General features: G+C 31.2%; 27 protein-coding genes and 1 riboswitch. Of the genes, 7 read left to right on the top strand and 20 right to left on the bottom strand.

The genetic code is table 11. The features are described 5' to 3' along the window. Positions 1 to 2: 2 nt before the first annotated feature. From rsxC to PTZ02_RS18265, 8 genes are all read right to left on the bottom strand, one after another. Positions 3 to 1,319: an electron transport complex subunit RsxC gene (gene rsxC / locus PTZ02_RS18300; RefSeq protein ID WP_274229196.1), complete on the bottom strand. Its 1,317-nt coding sequence runs from the start codon at positions 1,317 to 1,319 to the stop codon at positions 3 to 5. Positions 1,320 to 1,377: 58 nt separating this feature from the next. Then, positions 1,378 to 1,797, bottom strand: coding sequence for a SoxR reducing system RseC family protein (locus PTZ02_RS18295; RefSeq protein WP_274229195.1), 420 nt, complete (start codon positions 1,795 to 1,797; stop codon positions 1,378 to 1,380). Positions 1,798 to 2,351: 554 nt separating this feature from the next. Further along, complete coding sequence (gene thiE / locus PTZ02_RS18290) at positions 2,352 to 2,972, bottom strand: thiamine phosphate synthase (protein WP_274229194.1); 621 nt, start codon at positions 2,970 to 2,972, stop codon at positions 2,352 to 2,354. Next, positions 2,965 to 3,798 carry a hydroxyethylthiazole kinase gene (gene thiM, locus PTZ02_RS18285; RefSeq protein WP_274229193.1) on the bottom strand — a complete coding sequence of 278 codons (834 nt, stop codon included), beginning with the start codon at positions 3,796 to 3,798 and terminating at the stop codon, positions 2,965 to 2,967. The genes thiE and thiM overlap by 8 nt, the downstream gene beginning before the upstream one ends. Continuing rightward, positions 3,788 to 4,615 (bottom strand): bifunctional hydroxymethylpyrimidine kinase/phosphomethylpyrimidine kinase, encoded by an 828-nt coding sequence (gene thiD / locus PTZ02_RS18280; protein ID WP_274229192.1) that lies wholly within the window; start codon positions 4,613 to 4,615, stop codon positions 3,788 to 3,790. Before thiD ends, thiM begins: the two co-directional genes overlap by 11 nt. Positions 4,616 to 4,673: 58 nt before the next feature. Beyond that, the gene (gene thiW / locus PTZ02_RS18275; protein ID WP_274229191.1) at positions 4,674 to 5,171 is read right to left on the bottom strand and encodes an energy coupling factor transporter S component ThiW; all 498 of its coding nucleotides are present in this window, start codon (positions 5,169 to 5,171) and stop codon (positions 4,674 to 4,676) included. 75 nt (positions 5,172 to 5,246) lie between these two features. Continuing rightward, positions 5,247 to 5,359, bottom strand: a riboswitch (TPP riboswitch). Between the two features lie 57 nt (positions 5,360 to 5,416). Then, positions 5,417 to 7,417, bottom strand: a complete 2,001-nt coding sequence (locus tag PTZ02_RS18270; protein ID WP_274229190.1) for a methyl-accepting chemotaxis protein — start codon at positions 7,415 to 7,417, stop codon at positions 5,417 to 5,419. Positions 7,418 to 7,564: 147 nt separating this feature from the next. After that, positions 7,565 to 8,008 (bottom strand): MarR family winged helix-turn-helix transcriptional regulator, encoded by a 444-nt coding sequence (locus PTZ02_RS18265; RefSeq protein WP_274229189.1) that lies wholly within the window; start codon positions 8,006 to 8,008, stop codon positions 7,565 to 7,567. 156 nt (positions 8,009 to 8,164) lie between these two features. On the opposite strand from PTZ02_RS18265, the gene PTZ02_RS18260 reads away from it, so the two are divergent. The 3 genes from PTZ02_RS18260 to PTZ02_RS18250 all read left to right on the top strand — a co-directional run bounded on the left by PTZ02_RS18260 (position 8,165) and on the right by PTZ02_RS18250 (position 9,878). After that, a complete protein-coding gene (locus PTZ02_RS18260) occupies positions 8,165 to 8,644 on the top strand; it encodes a glutathione peroxidase (protein ID WP_274229188.1) in 480 nt (159 codons plus the stop codon). Positions 8,645 to 8,648: 4 nt separating this feature from the next. Beyond that, a complete protein-coding gene (locus PTZ02_RS18255) occupies positions 8,649 to 9,194 on the top strand; it encodes a glutathione peroxidase (protein WP_274229187.1) in 546 nt (181 codons plus the stop codon). 201 nt (positions 9,195 to 9,395) lie between these two features. Further along, the gene (locus tag PTZ02_RS18250) at positions 9,396 to 9,878 is read left to right on the top strand and encodes a CarD family transcriptional regulator (RefSeq protein ID WP_274229186.1); all 483 of its coding nucleotides are present in this window, start codon (positions 9,396 to 9,398) and stop codon (positions 9,876 to 9,878) included. Between the two features lie 103 nt (positions 9,879 to 9,981). On the opposite strand, the gene PTZ02_RS18245 is transcribed toward PTZ02_RS18250, so the two are convergent. Both PTZ02_RS18245 and PTZ02_RS18240 read right to left on the bottom strand, forming a co-directional pair. Then, positions 9,982 to 11,019 (bottom strand): M42 family metallopeptidase, encoded by a 1,038-nt coding sequence (locus tag PTZ02_RS18245; protein WP_274229185.1) that lies wholly within the window; start codon positions 11,017 to 11,019, stop codon positions 9,982 to 9,984. A gap of 68 nt (positions 11,020 to 11,087) precedes the next feature. Continuing rightward, on the bottom strand, positions 11,088 to 12,989 hold the full coding sequence (locus PTZ02_RS18240) for an endonuclease MutS2 (RefSeq protein ID WP_274229184.1): 1,902 nt from the start codon (positions 12,987 to 12,989) through the stop codon (positions 11,088 to 11,090). 466 nt (positions 12,990 to 13,455) lie between these two features. Here PTZ02_RS18240 and PTZ02_RS18235 point away from each other — a divergent pair, with 466 nt between their 5' ends. Then, positions 13,456 to 14,274: a TPM domain-containing protein gene (locus PTZ02_RS18235; protein ID WP_274229183.1), complete on the top strand. Its 819-nt coding sequence runs from the start codon at positions 13,456 to 13,458 to the stop codon at positions 14,272 to 14,274. Between the two features lie 26 nt (positions 14,275 to 14,300). Next, positions 14,301 to 14,870 carry a LemA family protein gene (locus tag PTZ02_RS18230; protein WP_274229182.1) on the top strand — a complete coding sequence of 190 codons (570 nt, stop codon included), beginning with the start codon at positions 14,301 to 14,303 and terminating at the stop codon, positions 14,868 to 14,870. 51 nt (positions 14,871 to 14,921) lie between these two features. On the opposite strand, the gene asrC is transcribed toward PTZ02_RS18230, so the two are convergent. The 7 genes from asrC to PTZ02_RS18195 all read right to left on the bottom strand — a co-directional run bounded on the left by asrC (position 14,922) and on the right by PTZ02_RS18195 (position 21,475). Beyond that, positions 14,922 to 15,884, bottom strand: coding sequence for a sulfite reductase subunit C (gene asrC, locus PTZ02_RS18225; protein ID WP_274229181.1), 963 nt, complete (start codon positions 15,882 to 15,884; stop codon positions 14,922 to 14,924). A gap of 11 nt (positions 15,885 to 15,895) precedes the next feature. After that, positions 15,896 to 16,687 carry an anaerobic sulfite reductase subunit AsrB gene (gene asrB, locus PTZ02_RS18220; RefSeq protein ID WP_274229180.1) on the bottom strand — a complete coding sequence of 264 codons (792 nt, stop codon included), beginning with the start codon at positions 16,685 to 16,687 and terminating at the stop codon, positions 15,896 to 15,898. Then, positions 16,680 to 17,696, bottom strand: coding sequence for an anaerobic sulfite reductase subunit AsrA (asrA, locus tag PTZ02_RS18215; protein WP_274229179.1), 1,017 nt, complete (start codon positions 17,694 to 17,696; stop codon positions 16,680 to 16,682). Before asrA ends, asrB begins: the two co-directional genes overlap by 8 nt. A gap of 37 nt (positions 17,697 to 17,733) precedes the next feature. Then, positions 17,734 to 18,501 (bottom strand): formate/nitrite transporter family protein, encoded by a 768-nt coding sequence (locus tag PTZ02_RS18210; protein WP_274229178.1) that lies wholly within the window; start codon positions 18,499 to 18,501, stop codon positions 17,734 to 17,736. A gap of 69 nt (positions 18,502 to 18,570) precedes the next feature. After that, positions 18,571 to 19,260 (bottom strand): Crp/Fnr family transcriptional regulator, encoded by a 690-nt coding sequence (locus tag PTZ02_RS18205; protein ID WP_274229177.1) that lies wholly within the window; start codon positions 19,258 to 19,260, stop codon positions 18,571 to 18,573. A 64-nt stretch (positions 19,261 to 19,324) separates the two neighbouring features. After that, positions 19,325 to 20,767 (bottom strand): sensor histidine kinase, encoded by a 1,443-nt coding sequence (locus tag PTZ02_RS18200; RefSeq protein WP_274229176.1) that lies wholly within the window; start codon positions 20,765 to 20,767, stop codon positions 19,325 to 19,327. A 15-nt stretch (positions 20,768 to 20,782) separates the two neighbouring features. Next, entirely contained in the window at positions 20,783 to 21,475 is a 693-nt protein-coding gene (locus PTZ02_RS18195; protein WP_274229175.1) for a response regulator transcription factor, read from the bottom strand. A gap of 182 nt (positions 21,476 to 21,657) precedes the next feature. Here PTZ02_RS18195 and PTZ02_RS18190 point away from each other — a divergent pair, with 182 nt between their 5' ends. Beyond that, positions 21,658 to 21,936 (top strand): hypothetical protein, encoded by a 279-nt coding sequence (locus tag PTZ02_RS18190; protein WP_274229174.1) that lies wholly within the window; start codon positions 21,658 to 21,660, stop codon positions 21,934 to 21,936. 11 nt (positions 21,937 to 21,947) lie between these two features. Further along, on the top strand, positions 21,948 to 22,529 hold the full coding sequence (locus tag PTZ02_RS18185; protein ID WP_274229173.1) for a hypothetical protein: 582 nt from the start codon (positions 21,948 to 21,950) through the stop codon (positions 22,527 to 22,529). Positions 22,530 to 22,582: 53 nt separating this feature from the next. Here the strand turns inward: PTZ02_RS18185 and PTZ02_RS18180 are convergent, their stop codons facing one another. From PTZ02_RS18180 to PTZ02_RS18170, 3 genes are read right to left on the bottom strand one after another with little or no spacing between them, the layout of a single operon-like run. Next, positions 22,583 to 23,764, bottom strand: a complete 1,182-nt coding sequence (locus tag PTZ02_RS18180) for a DegT/DnrJ/EryC1/StrS family aminotransferase (RefSeq protein WP_274229172.1) — start codon at positions 23,762 to 23,764, stop codon at positions 22,583 to 22,585. Positions 23,765 to 23,785: 21 nt separating this feature from the next. Then, positions 23,786 to 24,910 (bottom strand): DegT/DnrJ/EryC1/StrS family aminotransferase, encoded by a 1,125-nt coding sequence (locus PTZ02_RS18175; protein ID WP_274229171.1) that lies wholly within the window; start codon positions 24,908 to 24,910, stop codon positions 23,786 to 23,788. Positions 24,911 to 24,937: 27 nt separating this feature from the next. Beyond that, positions 24,938 to 25,708, bottom strand: coding sequence for a DeoR/GlpR family DNA-binding transcription regulator (locus PTZ02_RS18170; protein WP_274229170.1), 771 nt, complete (start codon positions 25,706 to 25,708; stop codon positions 24,938 to 24,940). Positions 25,709 to 25,910 lie beyond the last annotated feature (202 nt).

Below are 25,910 nucleotides of genomic sequence, written 5' to 3'. Positions count from 1 at the left end.
ATCTATTTTGCTGCTTTTAATGCATTTTGTGACTTACTAAATTTAATATATTGAACTATGTTTCGTTTTGCTGGACAAACGTAAGTACAGCATCCACACTCTATACAATCCAATAGGTTATAATCACTTTTTGCTTCTTCATAAAACTTTCGTTCTCCTAAAATACTTAACATACTTGGATTCAATCCCATAGGGCATGCTTCAATGCAGCTACCGCATCTTATACAATTAGATTCCTTATTCATGTTTATTTCAGATTTTGTAAGTGCAAGTATTCCTGAGGTCCCTTTTATTATTGGTATATTGATTGAGTATTGAGCCATCCCCATCATAGGCCCACCCATAATTATTTTCTCTGGAACCTCACTTAACCCTCCACAGAGATCAATAGCTTCCTGGAAGGTTGTTCCTATTCTTAATAATAAATTTTTAGGTTCTTCTATGGCTCCTCCTGTAACAGTAGTTACTCTTTCGATTAAAGGTATACCTTGTACAACTGCATCACATATTGCTTTTATAGTACCAGTATTTTGCACTACTACTCCAACATCTGCTGGCAATCCTCCTGATGGCACCTCAAGTCCTGTCACTGCCTTGATTAGCATCTTCTCTCCTCCTTGAGGATATCTTGTTGGCAATGCAACTACCTTTATTTCTGTTCCTTTGAAAATATCTTTCATAACTTTTATAGCTTCTGGTTTATTATCCTCTATAGCAACATAAGCCTTTGAGACATTTAAAACCTTCATAGTTATCTTAGTTCCAATTAATATATCTTCTGGATACTCAATCATCATTCTATAATCTGCTGTAAGATAAGGTTCACATTCTGCACCATTTAAAATTAGTGTATCCACAACTTTATCCTTGGGCGGTGATAACTTAACATGAGTTGGGAATGTAGCTCCCCCCATTCCGACTATTCCTGCCCCTTTTATAATACTTTTTATCTCTTCTACATCTAGGTTTTCCCACTCTCTCTTAATGGGAATTCCCTCTGCCCATTCATCTTTTCCATCACTTTCAATGACTATCGATAAACACTTTCCAAAAACTCCATGTGGATAATCTGCGACCTCAATAACTTTCCCTGAAACAGTCGCATGAATAGGACTTGATACAAATGCTTCACTATATGCTATTACTTGCCCCTTTTTAACTTCTTCTCCACGTTCCACCATAACTGAACAAGGAGCACCAATATGTTGCCTCACAGGTATTATTACTCTATTCGGTATTGGTGCTTTTTCTATTGACTTATCCTGCGAATAAATTTTGTTATCCTTAGGATGAATTCCACCTTTAAATAGTTTTAACATCTAAACACCTCAATTCTAGTCAGTAGTTTAAAAAAGATTTATACTCATAAGTCAACTACTATTTCTCTATTATTTTTGTAATTCTAGAAACCTTCTTTAAATCATTCTTGGAATCCTTTTCAGCACGTATGATAAGACCTATTGATATAATAAAACCCAGAATCCCTCCTATCACTTGTAAATAGCTATTATCTAAATTTACAACTTTAGAAATTAACCACCCAATTACTGCGCCTAATGTTCCTAATATTAGAGGTAATGCATATACAATAAATGTTGCCTTTACCATCCCCTCTTCCTTTGATTCAAATATAACCTTGTCTCCTTTTTTAGCACCAATAGTATTAATCACTTCAAGTATCAATGCTAAGTCTCCTGGGCATGCTCCACAGTTTTCACATTCCCCATGTCTTGCTACCTTAACTTTTGCAGTATTTTCTTTAGTGTCAATTACTATGCCTTGTTGTTCCTTATTCATCTCTCATCCCTCTCATCAAAGCAATTAATATATTTAATATAAAATTTATATTAAACTCGTTAAGTTGGATAAATAATTATCAATATTTTGAGTTTATTAATCGTATTTATGTCCGTATTATTTCTATTTTTTACTAACTATTCTTCATATATTTTATACCTCTATTTTTAAAATTCAATAGGTACTTTTACTCATATTTAACTTTAAAAATATATTTTCTTAATTTTCAAATAATTACAATTACATGTAAATATTAGAGACCTCAATAAAATCGCCACTTGCTAGAATTATTATTTTCTTTATATTAAAAAGTTAATTTTTTGTAAACTTTTGTTTTTTTATATTTTTATTTGTATTGTAAACTATTTTCAATTTTTACATATGTTATATTATTCACAAACTTTCTCGTAAAAATAATCTTGTTTCTCATTTCTACATATTTTAATGATATTTTTTAATATAATTACACACTAATTTTCTAAACTCATAATAATAAACAAAATAAAAAAGAAGAGGCAATTTATCCTCTTCTTCAACAAAATGTTCATAATTTCTTAAAACTTCTCTTTAATATTCCTAGCTGCTTGTTTTATATCATCTTTAGCTAAGATGTCAGAAATAACTGCAACTCCGTCAATATCGCTTTCTTTTAGCATATCAACATTCTTTGAATTAATTCCACCAATAGCTACTATTGGAATATTAATAGTTTCCTTAATCTCCTTAAGCAATTCTAAAGATACATTTCTAGCGTCATCCTTTGTAGTTGTAGAAAATACTGCACCAACTCCTAGGTAATCAGCACCTTCTTTTTCAGCTTTAATTGCTTCATCAATTGTGGCAGTTGAAACTCCAAGTATCTTATCTGGACCTATCAATTTTCTTGCTATACTAGCAGGCATATCACTTTGCCCTACATGCACCCCATCTGCCTCTATTGCAAGTGCAATATCTATTCTATCATTTATTATAATTGGCACATTATATTTACTTGTTACTTCCTTTATTTCACTAGCTACTTTATAAAACTCAGAAGTACTTATGTCTTTTTCTCTTACTTGTACCAGTGTAACCCCACCTAAAATAGCTTCCTCTACTGCTTCTACAATATTTCGATTCTTTAGCATATCTCTATCTGTAACAAGATACAGAGTGTAATCTACTTCTTTACTCATATATTTTACCTCTACTTAATAAAGTTTCTGTATTTAGTTTATATATTTCATCAAGTATATAAACCTTTAGGCTACCTGTTCCTGAATCCTCTGTTTCAACCTTCTCATGCGCTCTCTCTCCTGCTATCCCCATGGATACCACGCCTGATAAAGCAGCTAGTAAGTAATCTTCTCCTGCCCCTAAATATGAGCCAATAAGTGAAGTACACATACAGCCAGTACCAGTAACCTTAGACATTATCTTATGTCCATTTTCAACGGTATACAGCTTTTCTCCATCCGTTATTATATCTACAGCTCCGGTTATAGCTATAACAGTGTTTAGTTTTTTAGCAACAGCTTTAGCAAATTCCTTTTCTTCTGTAAGTTTATCACTATCTGCTGAAATACTTTCTGCCGCATCCACACCCTTTGTTATGGTATCTATACCATATAAAACTTTAATTTCAGAGATATTTCCTCTTACCACTGACAACTTTATATTTTCTATGATTCTTTTTGCTACTTCTGTTCTATAAGGTGTCGCACCTGCTCCTACAGGATCTAATACTACAGGAATTCCTAGCTCATTTGCTTTTTTACCTGCCTCAAGCATTGCCTCTACAGTTCTACTATTAAGTGTACCAATATTTATAACTAAGGAAGATGCCAATGACACCATATCCTTAACTTCATTTATATCATCAGCCATAACAGGAGATGCTCCAATTGCTAAAGTTATATTCGCGCAATCATTTACTGTTACGTAATTAGTTAAGTGATGCACTAGTGGGCCCTTTTCCCTTACTTTCTCTAATAATCCGGCTACTACTTCATTAATCTTCATTTAGTAATCCTCCTTTTTTATAAAGTTCATAGAAATGATGTGTAGGTCCAACGCCTTTTCCTATATCTAAAGAATGCTCTATTGCTACTGTTATATATTTTTTAGCTTTATCAACTGCTTCTTTAATATCTAATCCAAGGGCTAAATTAGAAGCAATTGCTGAAGACAAGGTGCATCCTGTACCATGAGTATTTTTTGTATTAATCCTCTCAGATTGGAAATGTATAATTTCCTTTCCATCATATAATACATCAATAGCTTCCCCTTCAATATGTCCGCCTTTTAACAAGACATTTTCACATCCAAGCTTATATATCTCTTTTGCAGCTGCTTCCATATCCTCTACTGTTTCTATTACAACTATATCTGAATTTACTGCTTTTAAAATCTCCTCAGCTTCAGGAACATTAGGCGTAATTATATAAGCTAATGGTATCAATTCATCTATTAATGCTCTCTCTGATTCAGGCTTCAATAAAGAATATCCACTTTTAGATATCATCACTGGATCTAACACTAAATTCTTAGGCTTATATAGCTTCAATTTTTCTGCTATCGCTTTTATCGTTGAGATTTGTGAAACCATTCCTATTTTAACAGCATCTACTTCTATATCCGTAAATATTGCATCTATTTGCCCTTTGATTATTTTTTCATCTAAATCTTGAACATCAAAAACTCCTTGTGTGTTTTGTGCAGTTACTGCTGTTATAACACTCATACCGTATACTCCATTAGCACTAAAAGTCTTAAGATCTGCTTGTATTCCCGCTCCTCCGCAGCTATCTGATCCTGCTATAGTTAATACCTTTTTCATAAAAACCTCCTTATACCTAATTGAAACTTATTATAGACTTGTTTTAATTTATATTTTTTTATAAATCTTTACCATTTAATGATATTAGCTTTGTAGAGCTTAAAACTCTAACTAATAAGTATGCTATTAGACTACCGCCAACAGTACTTATTAAAAATGGAACTATATAAAATAGTGCTCCTACTTCTTTTCCCATTATTAGCTTTGCTATAGGAAAAGATAGTAACGCTCCTAAGATTCCCGTACCAAATACTTCACCTAAAACTGCAAAAAAACTTTTTTTAGTCTTAAGATACAGATAACCCGCCAAGAAAGCCCCTATCATACTTCCAGGAAAAGCCAAAAGAGTTCCTGTTCCAAGGATATTTCTTAATAGAGAAATACAAAAGGCTACTATAACTCCATATCCAGGACCTAACAATATTCCTGATAAGACATTAATTGTGCCTTGCATAGGAAAACATTTTGATGCTCCTATTGGTATATAAATCAAATTTCCTGTTACTACTCCAATTGCTATAAATAAAGATGCTATGGTTAATTTTTTAGTTTTCATCATATTCCTCCTTCGTTTGTCGTTTTAATAAAAGAAGCACAAATCCATAGGATTTGTGCTTAAAATTACCTTCTATAAAATAAAGAAAACAACTTCCTACGCTGGAATAACCCAGTTCAGGTTCATAGGGTTAAAAGAATAAGTTCTTTCTCTCAGTTGGCCAAATACCAACACCCCTGTGTTTTTTATTATTAAATTGTCTCCTTCATAATAGCATAGTATTGTATTTTCTTCAACTAAAGATATTAGCCAATTTTAAATTTGCTGACACCTTCGTTAAGAAGCTTAGCTAAATCTTGAAGTTCCTCTGTAAATCTTGAAACCTCTTCCATTGTAGCATTTATCTCTTCAGCAGATGCTGAAACTTCTTCTGAACCAGAAGCTGTCTCTTGGGATACTGCTGAAATATTATCAATCTGCATAATTACATTATTTTTCTTAGCTGCAATTACTGACGTAGAGCTCATTATACTCTTTATTCCATCAGTTAATTCATTAATTGATGTTAATATTTCATTAAATATCTTCTCTGTTTCAACCACCGCAGCTTCTTGCTCATTTACAATAGCATTAGAGCTTTCAATTGCTTTGACTGCTGATTTTGACATATTCTTAACTGATTCAATAATTTTTCTTATTTCTTCAGTAGAATTCTTTGATTGTTCTGCTAATTGTCTAATTTCTTCTGCTACAACCGCAAATCCTTTCCCTGCTTCTCCAGCTCTTGCTGCCTCTATACTAGCATTAAGAGATAAAAGATTGGTTTGTTCTGTTATATCTGCAATAGCATCTGAAATCATATTTATCTCTTCTGTATTTCTACTCATTTCCATAACAATTTCACTTACTTCTATAGAAGATTTCTTAGTTTTATTTGATTTAACTGCTAAATCAATAACCATGTCTAATCCTTTATTACCAAATTCTAATGCATTACGTGATAGATTTTCTACATCTTTTGTCGTAGATGTTATTTCATCAATTCCTGTAGCCAATTCACTAATATCACTAGCTGCATCTTGCGAACTTTGAGCTTGCTGAGTTGCTCCTAATGCAATTTCTTCAATAGCCTTAGATACTTGAGTTATAGAAATTGTTGTTTCTCCTGCCATAGTAGAAAGTACTTGTGAATTTTCTGATACAGTTCCAGATGATAATTTGACGTCTCTCATCAAACTTGCAATATTACTAATCATACTATTGAAATCTTTACCTAGATCTCCAAATTCATCTTTAGACTTGATATCTACTTTTGCAGATAAATCTCCATTTGCGGCATCATTAAATGCTTTACTTAACTCTTTTGCATTCTTAGCCATTCCACCACTTAAATAAAGTGATACAAATATAGATATTACTATAACTGCTGCAATTACTATAAGCATTATATTTCTTATTGCATTTACATCATTGTCTACTTCTGTAATACTCATAGCAGCTACTATCTTCCACCCGCTAGTGTCATTGGTTATATAACTTGAAAACTTGTCAGATCCATTATAATTGTATTTTATAAAACCGCTTTTTCCATTCTTTATATCATTCCATATGCTAAGTTTTGTAGCTTCTGGAGTTCCAATTATCTTGCTATTAGGATGTGCTAAAATTATCCCCTCGCTATCTGTTATATAAGCATATCCACTATCTCCAATTTTTGAATCCTTAAATTTATCTGCCATAGCATTCAGATCTATGTCTAAGGATACAACTCCTATAACTTTCCCATCTTTAGTTACGGCTTTAGCTACACTAGCCATAATTTGACCTGTTGATGCACTTTTGTATGCTTTGGTAATAATTGCTTTTCCCTCATTATTTAATGCAAGCTTGTACCAATCCCTTACTCTTGGGTCATATCCTGCTGCCATTTGTGCTTCTGGATATCTAATAAATTCACCTTTTTCAGTTCCCATATAGGCAGCTACTATCTCTTTACTACTTCCTTGCATATCCTTTAAGTAATTCTTTAATGAAGTAACTTTTTCTTGAGTTCCATCATATGCAGTAAAGCTATCATTGCCTGATGCCATATTTACCATAGCCACTTTAGAATTTAAGAAACTATCTACAGCCTTATTAATTTCCGATATAGTTTGCCCACTTGTTGCTTCAAACTTTTTTGTTAAAGTTGCTTTTGATTGAAAATATGCAAACATTCCTAGTACTATTAGTGGAATAATGCAAATAGATAAAAAACCTGCAACTAATTTTGCACGTATCCCTCTAAGTCTAATATCTTGTTTCATTAGTTAATCCTCCCCTTATCCTATTGTTTAAGCTCAGTTATTTATCGTCACACATAGGCTTAAACCTTATATATATTTCTAACATTCTTAATTTGCATATTTTCCCATTCATGCCCAAAAGAGAGAGGGGATTAACCTTTTATTATTTTATTGTTCTAAATTTTTAATACTTTCTAGTAGTTCATCTGTATCCTTTTTAAATTTAATTAACTGTTCTATATCCATATTAATTGATTTTAAAATACATTCTGGTATAGTTAATGCTTCTTTTTTAAGTTCCTTACCCTTTTCAGTTATATTTACACAAAGTATTCTTTCATCTTCACTAGAACGCTGCCTCTTTAATAGCTCCATCCCCTCTAATCTTTTAAGAAGTGGTGTCAATGTACCTGAGTCTAAATATAATCTATTACTTAATGCCTTAAGAGTTATATTTTCTTTTTCCCACAGTACTAACATCACTAAATATTGAGGGTAAGTTATTCCTAACTTCTCTAAAAAAGGTCTATATATTTTTGTTATAGCTCTTGATGTTGCATATATTGAAAAACATAGTTGATTTTCTAGCTTTAATCCATCTTCATATTTCATTTTATACATCTCCTGTATTTTTAATTTATAATATCTCATATTTTATTATAAATTAAAAATATAATTTCACAAAGTATTATTTTATAAAATTCAATTGCACACAATTAAATTTATGCTATAATATATTCAACAAGACAATTAATAGGAGGATTTATTATGTCAATTTATGATTTTTCAGCCAAATCAATAACTGGTAAGGAAGTTTCCTTAAGTGAATATAAAGGAAAGGTTCTTCTTATAGTAAATACTGCAAGCAAATGTGGATTTACCCCTCAGTATAAGGACCTTGAGGCTATATACAAAAAATTAGGCAATGACAAGTTTGAAATTCTTGGATTTCCTTGTAATCAATTTGCAAAACAAGAACCAGGGACTAGTGATGATATTAAAAACTTTTGCGAAATTAATTATGGAGTAACTTTCCCATTATTTGAAAAAGTAGATGTGAAAGGCCCAACTGCTCATGAAGTATTTAAATATTTAACTACAGAAAAACCTGGTATATTAGGTGGAGAAATTAAATGGAATTTCACAAAGTTTCTAATTGATAAAAATGGTAATGTAGTAGATAGATTTGCACCAACTACTTCACCAACAAAAATTGAAAAAGATATTATTAAATTAATGGAGGTTTAGTATTATGTCTATTTATGATTATTCAGCAAAGAATATAAACGGTGATGATGTTTCTCTAAGAAAATATGAGGGCAAGGTTTTACTCATTGTAAATACTGCAAGCAAATGCGGCTTTACTCCGCAGTATAAGGACTTAGAAGCTTTATATAAAAAGCTAGGAAATGAGAAATTTGAAATCCTTGGGTTCCCTTGTGACCAATTTGCTAATCAAGAGCCTGGAACTAGTGAAGATATCAAAAATTTTTGTGAAATAAATTATGGTGTTACCTTTCCAATATTCCAAAAAATAGATGTGAATGGTGAGAATGCTCATGATTTATTTAAGTACCTTAAGTCAAAAGCTCCTTTTAAGGGAATTGATGATAGTACTACAACAGGAAAATTTCTAAAAACATTTCTTTCTGAAAAATATCCTGAGACACTTTTAGGAGACTCAATAAAATGGAATTTCACAAAATTTTTAGTAAATACGAATGGTGAAGTTATTAATCGCTTCGAATCTACTATAGAACCTTCTGATATTGAGTCATATATAACTTCTCTTTTATAATTTAATCTACTTTAAATAAGCTACTTAAGATGCTTAACTATAAGACCTAAAGCATTTTAAGTAGCTTTTATTATCTAATTAACTTTTTTACAATAATGCATTGACAAGCATTGCCATGTCATGCTATTATAATATATTTGCCTAAAACATATTAAAGTGATATAATTAATATATTAATTGGTTATATTGGAGGTGAATTATATGTTTCAAATCGGTGATAGAGTTATCTACCCAATGCAAGGGGCTGGTATAATTCAAGGCATAGAAGATAAAGAAGTTTCTGGTACCCCAGAGAAGTATTTCATAATAAACATACTTAGTAATAAAATGCAGGTAATGGTGCCATTAAGCAAAGCGCCAAATACCGGTATACGACTTGTTAGTGATGAAAATATGCTAGAAGATGTCCTAATTAACTTTAAAACAAAAAAGTTATTTACTAGTCAGGAACTTAGCTATAGAGAAAGATATCACATTAATATGGCCAAGGTTAAAACAGGTGGAATCAAGGAGGGATCTGAGGTTGTTCATGATTTAATGCTATTAGGAGAAAATAAACCTTTAAATAGTAGTGAAAAACAACTTCTCCTCACTGCAAAGAAAATATTGATTAGTGAAATTTCTATAATCAAAGGCATATCCGAATCAAATGCGGAAGATTTGTTATCTTCTAACTTTTCTTAATAAATTGATTAAGGTAACCAAAAAGATTAATTTCTTATATACATATTTATATAAGTGTTAATCCCCTAGTTACCTTTTTTTATATCTTTAAATTTATTTCCTCTTATTTGGTTAAATACAAGTATAACAATTTTATTGTATTTTCAAAAGCATCATAGTGTGTTCTTTCCATTCCATGAGATGCGTGTACTCCTGGTCCTATAAGTGCTCCTCTTATATCATTTCCACCTTTAAGCGCAGCTCCAACATCTGATCCATACATAGGATAAATATCTACTGCATAATCTACTTTATTAGTTTTTGATAAATTTATTAAGTCTGTTACCATATTATAATCATATGGTCCGCCTGAGTCCTTAGCACATATTGACACTTGATATTCTGTACAGCTTAAATCTTCTCCTATACACCCCATATCAACAGCTATCATTTCAGTTATATCACTAGGAATATAGGATGATCCATGTCCTACCTCTTCATATGTTGAAATAAATATTTTAGTTGTATATGTTGGAACAATCCTTTCTCTACTAAAAAGTTCTAATAGTCCCATTAAACATGAAACACTACCTTTATCGTCAATAAATCTTGATTTTACAAATCCACTATTAGTTATTGTTGTTTTAGGATCTATAAAAATGAAATCCCCAGCACATATCCCTAATTTCTGAGCATCCTCTTTATTTGTTACCCTTTCATCTAATCTTATTTCCATATTCTCATCATCACGTTTCTTAGTTGAGCTATCCTTATAAACATGAGCTGCCGGACTAGTACTTAAAAATGTCCCCGTATAGATTTTTCCTTCTCTAGTCCTAACTTTACAATACTCACTATCAAGTGTTGGGACTATAGGTCCGCCAACTAAAGTAAATTTAAGTGTTCCCTTTGATGTAATTGACCTAACCATCGCACCTAATGTATCTACATGTGCTGATAACCCCACTACTTTTTCACTAGACTTACCTGGAATAGTGATTATCCCGCATCCTTTATTTGTAGTCTCAAAAGAATAATTAAATTCTTTTGCATATTCTTCTATTTTCTTCATAATTTCAAAGCAAAAACCACTAGGACTATCAAATTCTAATATTTCTTTTGCAGTTTTTAATAGAAACTCTTTATTTATTTTTATATCCATCTTTACCTCCTCAAACTTTCTCAATATAATAGCCATTACATATAATTATACTGCAATGGCTATTAATTTTATTTATTTTTTCTAATTTCTTTCTGTATCTTCTTTAATGCCTTCTTTGAACCTCTTTCTATATCTCTTTCTAACTTTCTCTCTTCATAACTCCTAAATAAACTATCCATATCATAATCTTCTGGGTATAGATCCTTAGCTTTAAGTTCTAATTTTATTCTCTTTTCATTTATCTCAATAAAGCTTCCTTTGTATAGAACTACTAAGTTATTAAGTTTGTCTGCTATCTTATATACTATTCCATAATCATTTTTTTCAAGAAGCAAAACCTTATCCCCTACTTCATAAGTCTCCTGTTTAATCTCTCCTGGGCCTTCAAACATAGTGTTCTTCTTAACTTTGCTATCCCTCACTAAGCTATAATTATAGTCTTTATTTCCTATATAACTTTGTGCTCTATCTATTACAGAAGCATCTATTCCCATCTTTCTAGATATCCAAAATGCATTGCTATCACCTGATTTCCCTATGATTAGCTTATATAAAGGTTCTAAAGTTTCATTTTCAAATTGCATAGCAGCATTTTCAAAATCTTGATGTCCCTCTGAGAAATTTTTTATTTCTCCATAATGAGTAGTTGCTAATGTTATACATCCTTTATGATAGAATTCTTCTAAAATAGCTATAGCTATAGCTGCACCTTCATTCGGTTCTGTTCCACTTCCTATTTCATCACAAATAATTAACGTAGATTTGTTACAACCATCTATCATAGAAGCTAGGTTTTTAATATGCGACGAAAAAGTACTTAGTGAATTCTCAATACTTTGATTATCTCCAATATCAACAAAGATTTTTTCAAATACTGATATCTCAGTTCCTTCTCCTGCTGGAATATGGAATCCAGCTTGAGCCGCGAGAGTTAACAATCCTAAGTTTTTTAGAACTACTGTCTTTCCTCCAGCATTTGGACCTGTAATAATAAGTGTTCTATAGTCTTTACCAACACTTATATCAAGCGGCACTACCCTTCCCTCAAGTAATGGGTGTTTCCCTTTAATAATATTTATATATCCATAATCATTTAACTTTGGTTTTATACCACTTATTGCTCTACTATATTTAGCTTTTGCAAATATCATGTCATATTCAGATATAACCTCAGTATTTATTTTAATTTGTTTTAAATTTTCAAATATCATTTCAGTTATAGCTGCCAAAACCTTATATTCCTCTATCGATTCTTGAGCCTTTAATTCCATTAACTCGGATGTATTTTTAGAAACAGAACTAGGCTCTATAAATACTGTTGATCCTTTTGATGAAACTTCTATTATAGTTCCATCTACATGGTTTTTATATGCTGCCTTTATAGGAATAGTGAACCTATCATTCCTTTTACTTATAAAAAAGTCTTGTATATAATTCTTATACGCACTATTTTTTAAAAACTTATTTAGAGTTTCTTGTATTCTTCCTTCAACTATATCAATAGATTTTCTTATTTTTTTTAGTTCTTTAGTTGCATTTGAATCTACTCTATTTCCTCTAATTGAATATTCTATTTCTTCCTCTATATATCTTAATTCAGTAATATTATCTCCGTAAGAACTTAGTGTAGGCGCATAAAATTCTTTACCCTTCATATATTCTTTTATCTTTCTACATCCTCTTAAAAAATTACAAAAAACCCCTAAGTCCTCAGGCTCTAATACAGCTCCTTTTTCAATAGCTGTTATTAAACTATCTATATTGAATATACCATCCAAGGGCACATAATTACTTGAACCTAATAATTCTCTACCTTCACTTGTTTCGCTTAATCTTTTTTCAACTACCTTTATATTCGTGCTAGGCATAAGTTTATCAATCAGTTTTTTCCCTAGTCCACTAACGCAGTAGGATCTTACAATTTCCTTTAATTCCTCAAATTGAAGTTTTTCCAATGTATTATTATTCATTCATCTCTCTCCTTACATAGAACATATCCTTCTATGAAGATACAACGAAAAAAAGATTTCATTAGTAAATTCTGAAAGCTATTATAATCTTCCATATTAAAAAAAGCTATGGATACACCATAGCTAAAAATACGCAAACTTATTAAATGATAGACTTTTCCTATCATATTAAAGGAGTACTTATGGCTCTGTATCTTCATAGATTCTCTAAATAAATCCATAACAAATAAAGGTATAACTTACCCTCATTTAAAAACTTATTTAGAAATATTAATTTAATCTATTTAGATACTACCCCGCTCACAAAGCACCTCTCTCCTTGGTTCTAATGAAATCTACAATGTTAATATATAATACTCGTTCTTTATTGTCAATTATCAAAATCTTTAATTAGCTTATAAACTTAGTATATTTTACACAAACTATCATTGATACAGTTTATAAGTCTTTATTTTGGGAGGTAATCATGAATAGAAAGAATCTACAATTTTTCCTTGGATTTTTTGTTATTATATCAATGTTATTTATAAGCTGCACTAATAAAAAATCAGAAATTCCTACCAAACCAACTTCAAATATTTATTTTCAAGACTATGCAAGAATGTTTTCTTCAGATACTAAGGATTATGTACTTCGAACCTCTGAAGATATTAAAAATAAAACTACAGCTGAAATTGCAGTGGTAACAATTAATTCATTGGACAATACCCCAATAGAGGAATATGCTAATTCTCTTTTTAGACAATGGGGAATAGGAAGTAAGGAAAAAAATAATGGGGTCTTAATATTAATCTCAAAAAATGATCAAAAATTTCGGATTGAAGTGGGATATGGATTAGAAGGAATCTTGCCCGATGCAAAAACAGGTACATATTTGAGAGAATTATCAAGTTTTTTTAAAGCTGGAGAATATGATAAAGGCATAACAACGCTATATAACAGAATTCTTTTAGATATTGGTCAGGAATACAACATAGATGTAACTAACTATGTCAGTAATAATCCACTGCCAAGCTCTAATTCTGATTTAGATACTTCTACAAATATTCAAAATACATCCTCTTTATTTAAAGGCGTTCTTCCTATATTCTCAATTATATTATTCTTAGTAGTTATTCGACTGTTTGGTGGTGGCGGTCCTAGAGGAAGAAATGGCGGAAGATATTATGGAGGTTTCTGGGGTGGCTATTACGGAGGTGGCGGTCCATTTGGATGTTCCAGTGGCTCATCTGGCGGTTTCGGTGGAGGTTCTTCAGGCGGTGGAGGATCCTCTGGTGGATGGTAAGAATATAGACTTAAGGAGGTAAAAAAATGAAAAGGAATTCTTCTTTATTAATACCTATAGTAGTTGTCATAGCTATTATAGCTATATTGGGTGGTACATATATAACTAGTTATAATAATTTAATTTCAAAAGATCAAAAAGTAGCCTCGAATTTTAGCCAAATAGATAATCAACTTCAAAGAAGAAATGATCTAATTCCAAATCTTGTAGAAACAGTGAAGGGTTACACAAGTCATGAAGAAAAGGTATTTACTGATATTGCTAATGCTAGAATGAAAATTGCTGGAACTTCCTCTCCGGCTATGAAGGCTCAAGGAGATGCTGAATTAACTACTGCTCTTAGAAGTCTTAATGTTATTGTAGAAAATTATCCTGTTTTGAAAGCTAATGAAAACTTTATGAGGCTTCAAGATGAGTTAGCTGGCACTGAGAATAGAATTGCTGTTGCAAGAAAAGACTATAATGATTCTGTTCAAGACTTTAACAGTTATAAAAAAAGATTTTTTGTTAATATGTTTTTTGGTTCTAAATATCCAGACAAAGAATATTTCAAGGCTACTCAAGGAGCTACTGAAGTTCCCAAAGTTACATTTTGAAATAATCCCCAAAATGTATAAATCATTTTGGGGATTATTTTATATATTTTGTTAATATCTAATTCCACTCCAGTATATATTATCTTTAACAACAGCCTTTTCTCCAAGTTCAACATCTTTAAATGCCCACTTTTTGTATTCTTCAAAGCCAGTTCTATCAATAATATATCCTATATGCTCTTTTCCGCCAGGAGCTTCTTTATCAATATATTCAGTAACATAGTCATAAGTATTTAGAATAATTTTTCTTATGCTAGCTTCATCTGCCCAGATAATGAAATCTTCTGCTAATCTAGGATTCTTCTTACCTGATCTTCCCATGATAGCTAATCTATAATACTTTTCTTCACTTCTAGTCCAAGCGCCTGTTGGACATTTTCCTACACATTCCCCACAACCTATACATTTATCATGATCTCTAACAACTTTAAAGTTTTCAAATTTTAATGCTCCGGTTGCTCTTTTTTTGCAGTTATTTACACAAGCTTGACAACCTATGCATCTGTAAGCATCATACTGTGGCTCTGTCATACCTATGATTCCAAAGTCATGCATTCTTACCTTCATACAATCATTAGGACAACCTGTTAAAGCTATCTTAAAGTGCAAGTCATTAGGGAAAATATCTTTTTCTATTCTTTGAGCAAATCCAGATGTATCATAATTCGCAAAAGGACATACTCTATTACCTATACATGCAGATACATTTCTAGTTCCTGCTGCAGTATATCCTTCTCCCGGTACCTCTTGATTAATTTCTAGTCCTTCTATAATAGGTTGAAGCAATCTATTAACCTCAGGTATGTCCTTCATATCTATGTCTGGTACTTCAAAACCTTGTCTAGTAGTTAAATGTACTGTACCATTACCATACTTATCTGCAATTTCTTGAATTAGACTTAAATATTCTGCCTTTAAATGGCCTCCTGGTACTCTTATTCTTGAGGCAGTCATTCCTCTTTTCTTTGTAACCCTAAAAGCATTTTTTTTGAGAGCTTTAGTATTTATATCCACATCTATTCCCCCTAATCCCTTAATAGCTTTCCTTTTGTATAATTAAATACAGGTCCATCTATACACACATAGGTATCATCTATTTTACAGTGCCCGCATTTTCCAACTCCACAGCACATTTTTCTTTCATGTGAAATCCATATATTTTCTTCTTTTAACCCTAATTTCAAGAATTCTGCTACTGCAAATTTCATCATTATCGGAGGACCAACAACAATAACTTGAAGTGTATCCATATCCTCAACCTTAACTTCTGGAATATATTTTGTAACAAGTCCTACATTCCCTTTATAATCTTCATCTGCTCCATCTACAGTTAACACTACATCTATTGTTTTTTCCCACTCATTTAGATCTTCTTTAAATAGAATATCCTTTGGAGATTTAAACCCTGTAATTAAAGTTAATTTCTTTATCTCATCCCTGTTCTTAGCAAAATGGTCTATAACTCCTCTAACAGGAGATAAACCTGTTCCACCAGCTACTACAATAAGTTCTTTTCCCTTATAAATTTCTGTATCAAAACCATTCCCATAAGGTCCTCTCATAAATAAGTTTTGACCTACATGGTAGTTAAATATCTCGTTAGTTACAACTCCAACTCTTCTTATGGTTAGTTCTACGTAACCCTCCCCTATTCCTGAAACAGAGATAGGTGCTTCCCCGTACTTAGGAAGAGATAATTCAAAAAATTGTCCTGGTTTAACTTCTCCTTGAAAAGATAATCTAAAAGTATATTCAATATCTGTATGTTGTTTTATATCTAATATTTCAGTTTTGAATGGCATATACACATTACTCATTTTTATTCACCTCATCCATTGCAGCATCTAATTTATTTACACAGTTTGAGAAGGAGATATATTCTGGACAAATATCATCACATCTACCACATCCTACACACATATGATATCCCCATCTCTTTTTATAATCATATACTTTGTGTAAAACCTTAAATCTCATTCTTTGGCCTTTATCTAGCCTAAAGCTATGTCCACCAGCCATATTAGTATAGCCATCTACATGACATGAAGCCCAGACTATTCTTCTTTCTCCTGCCTTTGCATTATCCTTATAGAAAATGTCTTGTGTAGTAAAGCATGTACAAGTAGGGCAAACAAAATTACATCTTCCACAAGCTATACATCTAGCTGAATATTCTTTCCATACTTCTGAATCCATAACTTTAATATCTAGATTATCTGGAATATTCACAGTCACTTCATTTTTGTCCACAAAATCAGGTGATATATCCACAGTTTCTCTCTCCAAATCACCTATATACTCTTCTAGTTGTGAATCCTTTACATCAAAGTAAACCATTTCTCCATCTAGTTTTACATAAGCATCTTGTCCATCAGTTTTATTTGTTCCCATGCTTACACAAAAACAATTATCAAAGCTATTTTCACATCCAATAAGTATAAACTTTGCTTTTTCTCTTAGCTTTTTATAGTATGGATCTTCTACACCATTCTTTAAATATATATCATCTATTCTTTTAACAGAATGAATATCACAGCTTCTTAAGAAAATTAGTGCACCTTTTTCCTCTTCCTTTGGCTCTATCCACTGATCTTCAGTAAAATAGAACAAAGTTTGTGTTATTGGTAATAATGTTTCCTTATAAGAAAACGCTGACTTTTGATTGAATTCTACTTCCTCAATATCTGATATTTCTCCATATCTAACTATGTCCGTATCCGAAAAAGTTCCTTTTCCCTTTAGAATTTTTGGAGCAAATATCTTATAATCCTTAGAATATCTCTCTAGTAACAAATTAAAGTTTTCAATAGTTAACTTAAACCCCATAACTTACACCTCTTAATATTTTTTTATGCATAATATCTTACTTATCTTTTGAAATAAGGTAATATGGTATTGCTAAAAATAAAGCTCCTCCGATAAAATTACCTAATGTTACAAATCCTATATTATATATAAAGCCCCCTATACTAACTGCTGCAGTATGAGGTATAAATAGACTGATAGATAGCAATGTCATATTTGCGATACTGTGTTCAAATCCAGAAGTTATAAATGCAAAAAGACACCAAAAAATCATAATAAGCTTACCAGTTTCTTCTTTCATTCTGTAAGTACACCAAACCGCAAGACAAACTAATATGTTACAAAATATCCCTCTAGTTATTAGTTCATGAATAGGAAGTCCCATCTTTGTCGCTGCAGTCTTAACAATAAATTCTCCAACTGCTGCTTTACCTAGCCCCGTGGCATAATAAAGATATCCTCCTAATACTGATCCAATCAGATTTCCAACAAAACTAAAAATCCAAATTTTAATTGCATCTAAAACTGAAGTTTTCCCTTTTAATATTCCAACAGTCATTACAAAATTATTTCCTGTAAACAACTCTGAGCCAGCAAAAATTACTAAACTAAGTGCTACACCGAAACCTAGTCCCATAACAATTTTAGTTGCTGGGGAATTTGCAGATGACAATAGTCCTCCAATTGTGAATATAAGCATTATTCCTAGCCCCACATACAATCCAGCAAACATTGCCGACAGCAAGTATCCAAGCTTATTCTTGTTTAGTAAGCCTATCTTTGCTTTTGCAGCCTCGCTTACTTTGTTAATTTCTTCACTAAACATGACAACAACTCCTCCTTTTTCTATGAATTTATTATAAATTAACCGTAAAACAAAGGACTGTGATAATAATCACAGTCCTTTAAAATATTTCAAAAGCTTTTCTTTATTAATAATGAATATCTTCTTTTCTCTCATTTCTATTAGGTTCAATTCCTCAAGCTGTTTTAAAGCTCTCGATATAGTTTCTCTCTGACTTCCAAACATATCTGCTAGGTATGTTACAGTTATTCTCATATCTATAAGAGCCCCATCATCATAATCTACTCCATAGTCTTTACATAACTTCCATAGCTTTGCAGCCACTCTTTTTTCAATTTTTAGAGGTGTTGTATTCTTTAATTGTCTATACAATCTTCTGACTTTTATTGTCAAAGAATTAACTATTATTTTCGTTAATTCAAAGTCTCTACTCATAATATCAAGTAGTTCTGATTTCTTTATAGCTATAAGCTCTCCTGCTTCAAAGGCTTCACAGTTAATAGATGCTGCAAGGTTATCTAAAATAACATCATTTAATATTTTCCCCGCACCTAATATATATATTATTTTCTTATTAGAATTTTCCCCAAGTTTATATAAAGAAAACTTTCCACTCAAAACTATGTATACTGTATCAACTTTTTCTTTATCCCTAAAAACATGGGAATTCTTTTCAAAGCTTGTTACAACTATATTATTTACTAAAGCATCTAATGTTTCTTTTTTTAGAGTTTTAAAAACTTCTTGTGCTTTTAACTCATCTATAGTAATTTTCCTCATATTTATATCTCCAATTATTTTATTCTACATAATAATATTACCACTAAAATAAATTTATTGAAATTTATAAATTATCTTTTAAATTAACAAGGTAGCAAGCTCCTTTATTAACATCATTCTTAGCAACTATAGTTCCCCCATGTCTTGAGATAATACTTTTAGTTATTGCTAATCCCAATCCATAGTTTCCACCTTTACCTTTATAGAACCTATCAAATATATTATTTATGTCCTTACTGTCAAATCCAGGACCATCATCTTTGACTAAAATTTCAATATTGGACTCATTCTTCTTCAAGGAAACATTTATATTCTTCTTAGCATATCTAAGACAATTTCCAAGTATATTTAACATTGCTCGTGTAAGTTTATCCTCATCTGCCATTATCATTACGTCTCCTATATTTGAAGAAAGACTAATTGTTTTTCCTTCTTTAACTGCAATTCCATTTATTCTATCTATACAGGTTCTGATTATCTCTTCAACATTTACTTTCTCAAACTTGAACTCATCTTGCATAGCATCAATTTTTGATAAGTATAGTAATTTCTCAACTAATTCTGATAGTCTTTTACTTTCATCTATAATTATTTCAATTGCCTTATCCTGTTCATCTACAACTCCATATTTTATTCCCTCTGCATATCCTTGTATTGACATAAGCGGAGTTCGAAGTTCATGTGATGCATTTTGCATAAAAGTCTTCATAGTATCATCATAAGCTGCCAGCTTTTTTGTCATAAGTTCCATACTATCTACTAGTTTGCCAATTTCATCATCATTTTGCTTTTTAAACTTAATATTATATTCTCTATCTCCAATTTTTTTTGCATAATTCACTAATTCATATATTGGCTTTGATATTTTTTCTGAAACATTATTAGAAATAATCGATGCAATTACTGCCGCAGCAAGTAATATTAAAAACAACATAATATTAACAACCATAGTAAGTCTTCTGCTTTTAGCTAAATCTGAATATACAATAAGATATCCACCTTTATTTCCCTTCAAGTTTAAGTTAAATGCTCCTAAAATGTATCTATTCCCTGATATTTTGAAATTAATTGTAGTGTTGTTATTAAGACTGGATAATGTAATTCTTCTGTTTACAACTTTCATTAAATTTTTTTCTATAAAATTATACTCTTGTTTATTTTCATTTGGCGGATATATAATATCTTCATTTTTTCCTAATAACACATAGTTTATATCTAAAAGTGCTTGGGATTGTTTTATTGTTTTATTCATTTGAATTAAACTCTTATTAAACTCATTAGAATTTTTATATTTTTCAGCTACATCTATTCCACTTTTATTTTCTTCTTCTATCGTCTTAGCAAGCATTTGTCCTGACGTAATAATTTGTGATTTAATTTCTCTCCTTACGTATAAACTAAGGCAGACATCAAAAATTATCATTGTGAGTAAAAGTGCAACACCTACAATAATAATATGGGATAAAAATATTCTTTTCTGTATTGATGTTTTATATTTCTTCTTCATAAAATACCCTTCTCACTATTTATTAGCTATTATAAAACCAAATCCCCAAAGAGTTTCTATCTTTAAATTTGAATTTACATTGGATAGTTTTTTTCTGATCCTCTTTATCATATCGTCAGTTGCTCTTGTATCTACTTCACTATCAAATCCCCATATCTTATTTAATAGTTCCTCTCTACTTACTCCCTTATTTATATTTTTAGCTAAATACAATAATAAATTGAATTCCATAGAAGTTAACTTTAAATCTTGTCCATGACAAAGAGCATATCTTCCTTCCGTAAATATCTCAACATCAGAAATATTAACCACTGACTTACTTTCTTTATTTGTCTTTTCCTGCTCCATTCTTCTGAAAATACTCTTCACCCTTAGTACCAGCTCAACTGGACTAAAAGGTTTAGTCATATAATCATCACTTCCTAGCATCAATCCTGCAATTTTATCTGACTCACTATCCTTTGCTGAAATTATAATTATAGGTACGTTGCTTTCTTTTCTTATTTCAGAACATAAAGCTAGACCATCGATACCTGGCATCATTACATCAATTATAAGCATATCTGCTGGAAACTGTTTAAATTTTTCTAAAAGACTTCTTCCTTCAGAAAATGTCTCTACTTCATATCCTTCTTTCTTTAAGAACATCCTGATTATCTCTTGTATCTTTACCTCATCATCCGCTATATATATAAGTTTATTATCCATAAATTTACCGCCTTATATTTTAGTTTGATTATAGCATACTAACTTTTTTATTCACATATTCTCTTAAGCTTTGCCTTAATTTTGCCACAATTTCTCGGAGATTCAGCCTAAGGTTACTTGATAAACTATATTTGTAAGCAACAAAACTAAATAAATATTAATTTTAAAAGGAGGTTAAACATATGAAGAAATTCACCACCCTAGTTATTTTAATACTTTTTACCTTTGTCATTCTTACCGGCTGTGGAAGAAAGCACGAAGCTGTTAATAAACAAGCAAATAAAAATTCAGAGGCTTCATCTACCTCCAATCCTAATACTAAAAGTGCTAGTAACGACAATTCAAATACATCAATTAATAACATAGATAGCAAATTAGATAAATTGGATAACACCTTAAATAGCTTAGATGATAGCAATGATGTAAATGAGACTGATTCACTAATAAATAATTTAAAATAGGAGATGTTATTATGAAAAATTTAAAGTTAAAAGTTCTTGCCTCAGCGTTAGCTATTACTTGCTTAATTCCTGCAATTTCTGCAAGTGCAGAAGAAGCTAACACTAATGCAACAAGACAGTTTGGCTCAGGTCTACTAAAACAACAACAAAATTTAGAAACTAAAAGTGAATGGCAACAATACAAACCTACTATTACACAAAAGAAGGATACTATAAAGCAAAACCATTCAACTAATCAAGCTCTTAGAAATGAGATTAAAGAAAAAAGAACCACTGCCAAAGGTCTTACTAAAGATATAAGACAAAACAAAAAGAAGCTATCTTCTGATGACTTAGCTAAAATTGATGCAGCGTTAAAAACAATAAATAGTGACGTTTCTTCTTTAGCTGATACTAAAGGTACTATTAAAACAGCTTTTACTACTGCCAAGGATGATATTAAAAACAAGAATTTTCAAGATGCCCTAACTCAATTAGATAACGTTATTAATATTCAAAATACAAGAACAGATGGATTAAAAAAATTGAGTACTGATATGGATACACTTATAAACCTTCTTCAATCAGCCACAGCTAATTCAACAACTATGTAATAAAATGAGCTGTTTCAAATTATAAATTTGAAACAGCTCATTTAAACTTGTATCTATTTAAATTCTTTTTCTATTGATTCTATTAATTCCTTTACTACATATTCAGCATCTTCCAATGATAATGTTGAATATAACGGCAAAGTTATCTCATTTTCATATTGAGCATATGCATTAGGGTAATCCTTAATATCATATCCTAGATTTTTATATAAAGTAAGCATAGGAAGTGGAATGAAATGAACATTTGTAGCTATATCTTTCTCTCCCATATCTTGAATTACTCTATCTCTTTGTTCTTCTTTAAATCCCTTTATTCTTAATGTATATATATGATAGCAGCTTTCCGAAATATCATCGCTTGCTACAGGAGTAATCGCCCATTCCTTTTCACTTAATATATTATCATATACATTAAATAAAGCTTTTCTCTTTTCTGTCATTTCATCATATCGCTTTAGTTGAGCCAAACCTATTGCAGCCATGATATCAGTCATATTGCATTTTAACCCATCTGTTAATATATCATATTTCCATGCTCCAGCCTGCATTTTTGATAAAGCATCCTTTGTTTGACCTTGAAGTGCAGTATACTTAAACTCTTTAAATAAATCTGGTTTTCCATGAAAATTATTGTCATTATAGGTTATTGATCCACCCTCAGCTGTAGTAAGATTTTTTACAGCATGATAGGAGAAAACATGAAAATCCATTTGACCTCCAACTCTTTTCCCTTTGTACTTTGCTCCAAAAGAATGAGCTGAATCTGAAATAAGTACTATGTCTTCTCGATTTTTAACTTTTATAACTTCTCTAACTGAATCATAGTCTACTGGCATTCCTCCAATATCAACAGTCATTATTGCTTTTGTCTTTGGAGTTATTGCATCATTTATTTTATCTATATCTATTAAGAAACTATCCTTTTTAACATCTACAAATACAGGCTTTATTCCTCTATGAATTAAAACATTGGAGGTTGCTGCATAAGTATATGGAGTTGTTATTACTTCATCTCCTGCACCTAGATTTAAAACCTTTAGAATTAATTCTAAACCTGCTGTTGCACTATTTAATGCAACAGAATAGTTTGCATCAGAATACTTTGCTACTTTCTGCTCAAATTCTTGTACCTTAGGTCCTGATGTAATCCATCCACTCTTTAATACTTCTACAACAGATTGAATTTCTAAATCTGTTATATCTGGAGGGGAAAAAGGTATTTTCTTATTTATCATATTCTTATCCTTCTTTCACAATTATTTATTCTTGTAGAAATTTATAATGGTATCACAAACATATTCAATTTCTTCATTTGTTATCTCAGGATAGATTGGTAATGCTAATATTTCACCACAAACTCTTTCTGCCACTGGAAAATCTCCCTTTTTATATCCTAAATATTTAAAGGATTCTTGAAGATGTAGTGGTATTGGGTAGTAGATACTATAGCCAATTTCGTTTTTCTTTAAATATTCTGCAAGACCATCTCTGTCTTCAGCTAATATATTAAATACATAATATACTTGTTTTTGATCTCCCTTTGTAATTGGAAGTCTAACTTTCTTACAATCTTTTAGTTTTTCTATATAAAGCTCAGCAATTTCTTTTCTTCTTTTTATTGCATCATCTATATATTTTAGCTTAACAGATAGTATAGATGCTTGAAGGGTGTCTAATCTTGAATTATAACCTATAAAATCATAATGATATTTTTTTGAAGCTCCATGTACTCTGTAACATCTTGCAAGATTAGCAAGTTCATCATTATTTGTTATAATCATTCCTCCATCTCCATAACCACCAAGGGTTTTAGTTGGGAAGAAGGAAAATACTCCAAAGTCACCTATAGCTCCTGAGTGCTTATATTCTTCTCCATTTCCTTTCCATCTCATACCAAATGCTTCCGCAGCATCTTCTAGAACCCTAAGATTATGCTTCTCTGCTACATCCATTATTTTGTCCATGTCAGGCATTTGATCAAAAAGATGTATTGGTAATATACCTACTGTATTTTCATTAATCTTTTCTTCAATTTTATTTACATCTATACCAAAAGTCTCTTCATCTATATCAACAAAAACTGGCTTTCCTCCGTGCTTTGTTATACATGATGCAGATGCTAAAAACGTAAATGGAGATGTAATGATTTCTTTTCCATCTTTAAATCCTAAAATGTCAGCTGCAATAACCAATGCATCTGTACCTGATGCAACTCCAATAGCATGCTTAGCTCCTGTATACTCCTCGATTGCCTTTTCAAATTCTCTTACTTCTTCTCCAAGTATAAAGTTTCCTTTTTCAATAATCTTTTGTATTGCCTTGTCAAACTCCTCTTTTTTTTGGTCATACTCCCTTTTAGATGTATAAAAATCTACTTTCATTTTTTTCTCCTTTCATTGTTCAATAATTTATATTTCTTTGGCTATTATAACCTTAACTTCTTGTTGCTTTAATTTTTCTATTTCTTCATCTGGTGCTTCCCAGTCAGTAATTATTAAATCTAAGTCATTTATATCAAGAGTTTTTGAAAAAAACTCAGTACCTACTTTATCAAAATTTGCTAGACAAATCTTCCTTCTAGATACCCCCGCTACAGCTTTGTGAAAGATTGCACCTTCTGGAGTAGAGCTACTTAATCCATGCTTTGCTGAAATCCCCCCTCCAGTTAAAAATGCTTTATCTATCCTTAAGTTTCTTACAAATTCAGTTGCTAAAGCATCTACTATTCCTTCTTCACTTTTTATTTTCCCACATACTATATAGGATTCTATATTACTGAAATCTTTAAGACGCTCTGCAACTCTAAGAGAATTCGTAATTACAGTAAAAACCTTATCTCTTGGAAGATATTTAAGCATTATAAAATGGATACTTGCATTTCCAATAAAGACTGTATCCTCTTCTTCTATATAACTAGCTGCTATTTTTGCTACAGCATTTTGATGTTCCGTTCCATCGCTATATCTAATCTTCTCATCCATTGGTAGCCTTCTAACCTTCGATAAAGTTACAGCACCCCCATGAGTCCTCTTAAGAAGTCCTTTTTCTTCCATGTACGTAAGATCTCTTCTTATTGTATCAATTGACACCTCAAACTCCTCGGATAAATCCTTTGCTAGAACTCTTCCTGTCTTTTTAATTTTCAAGAGTATTTGTTCTCTACGTTCCTCTGCAAACATAATTCTTAATCCCTTTCCAAAATTATTCTACAACAGTTCAATTATGATGTTAGCACTTTTGTGCAGTTTTGTAAATGGTTTTTTGCCGTTTTATGCAGTTTTCTTTACAATAAAGCGGCACATTGATTATAAATCATTGATTTTTCTTAAATCTGTCTTTCCAAATGCATGTTAGAAAAAAAGGAATAGCTCTAGCTATTCC

Origin of the sequence: Clostridium sp. 'White wine YQ' (genome assembly GCF_028728205.1) — a bacterium.
Classification (GTDB): domain Bacteria; phylum Bacillota; class Clostridia; order Clostridiales; family Clostridiaceae; genus Clostridium_T.
This window is presented reverse-complemented; position numbering and strand designations above follow the sequence as displayed.

Coding starts and splice junctions, on each gene's coding strand:
- PTZ02_RS18245 (WP_274229185.1), bottom strand. CDS start 11,019: ATGGATATAAAAATAAATAAAGAGTTTCTATTAAAAACTGCAAAAGAA.
- PTZ02_RS18190 (WP_274229174.1), top strand. CDS start 21,658: ATGAAGAAATTCACCACCCTAGTTATTTTAATACTTTTTACCTTTGTC.
- PTZ02_RS18260 (WP_274229188.1), top strand. CDS start 8,165: ATGTCAATTTATGATTTTTCAGCCAAATCAATAACTGGTAAGGAAGTT.
- PTZ02_RS18200 (WP_274229176.1), bottom strand. CDS start 20,767: ATGAAGAAGAAATATAAAACATCAATACAGAAAAGAATATTTTTATCC.
- PTZ02_RS18255 (WP_274229187.1), top strand. CDS start 8,649: ATGTCTATTTATGATTATTCAGCAAAGAATATAAACGGTGATGATGTT.
- PTZ02_RS18270 (WP_274229190.1), bottom strand. CDS start 7,417: ATGAAACAAGATATTAGACTTAGAGGGATACGTGCAAAATTAGTTGCA.
- PTZ02_RS18265 (WP_274229189.1), bottom strand. CDS start 8,008: ATGAAATATGAAGATGGATTAAAGCTAGAAAATCAACTATGTTTTTCA.
- PTZ02_RS18210 (WP_274229178.1), bottom strand. CDS start 18,501: ATGTTTAGTGAAGAAATTAACAAAGTAAGCGAGGCTGCAAAAGCAAAG.
- PTZ02_RS18295 (WP_274229195.1), bottom strand. CDS start 1,797: ATGAATAAGGAACAACAAGGCATAGTAATTGACACTAAAGAAAATACT.
- PTZ02_RS18205 (WP_274229177.1), bottom strand. CDS start 19,260: ATGAGGAAAATTACTATAGATGAGTTAAAAGCACAAGAAGTTTTTAAA.
- PTZ02_RS18185 (WP_274229173.1), top strand. CDS start 21,948: ATGAAAAATTTAAAGTTAAAAGTTCTTGCCTCAGCGTTAGCTATTACT.
- PTZ02_RS18180 (WP_274229172.1), bottom strand. CDS start 23,764: ATGATAAATAAGAAAATACCTTTTTCCCCTCCAGATATAACAGATTTA.
- asrA (WP_274229179.1), bottom strand. CDS start 17,696: ATGGGGTTTAAGTTAACTATTGAAAACTTTAATTTGTTACTAGAGAGA.
- PTZ02_RS18235 (WP_274229183.1), top strand. CDS start 13,456: ATGAATAGAAAGAATCTACAATTTTTCCTTGGATTTTTTGTTATTATA.
- thiW (WP_274229191.1), bottom strand. CDS start 5,171: ATGAAAACTAAAAAATTAACCATAGCATCTTTATTTATAGCAATTGGA.
- asrB (WP_274229180.1), bottom strand. CDS start 16,687: ATGAGTAATGTGTATATGCCATTCAAAACTGAAATATTAGATATAAAA.
- rsxC (WP_274229196.1), bottom strand. CDS start 1,319: ATGTTAAAACTATTTAAAGGTGGAATTCATCCTAAGGATAACAAAATT.
- PTZ02_RS18250 (WP_274229186.1), top strand. CDS start 9,396: ATGTTTCAAATCGGTGATAGAGTTATCTACCCAATGCAAGGGGCTGGT.
- thiD (WP_274229192.1), bottom strand. CDS start 4,615: ATGAAAAAGGTATTAACTATAGCAGGATCAGATAGCTGCGGAGGAGCG.
- thiE (WP_274229194.1), bottom strand. CDS start 2,972: ATGAGTAAAGAAGTAGATTACACTCTGTATCTTGTTACAGATAGAGAT.
- PTZ02_RS18175 (WP_274229171.1), bottom strand. CDS start 24,910: ATGAAAGTAGATTTTTATACATCTAAAAGGGAGTATGACCAAAAAAAA.
- PTZ02_RS18240 (WP_274229184.1), bottom strand. CDS start 12,989: ATGAATAATAATACATTGGAAAAACTTCAATTTGAGGAATTAAAGGAA.
- thiM (WP_274229193.1), bottom strand. CDS start 3,798: ATGAAGATTAATGAAGTAGTAGCCGGATTATTAGAGAAAGTAAGGGAA.
- PTZ02_RS18230 (WP_274229182.1), top strand. CDS start 14,301: ATGAAAAGGAATTCTTCTTTATTAATACCTATAGTAGTTGTCATAGCT.
- PTZ02_RS18195 (WP_274229175.1), bottom strand. CDS start 21,475: ATGGATAATAAACTTATATATATAGCGGATGATGAGGTAAAGATACAA.
- PTZ02_RS18170 (WP_274229170.1), bottom strand. CDS start 25,708: ATGTTTGCAGAGGAACGTAGAGAACAAATACTCTTGAAAATTAAAAAG.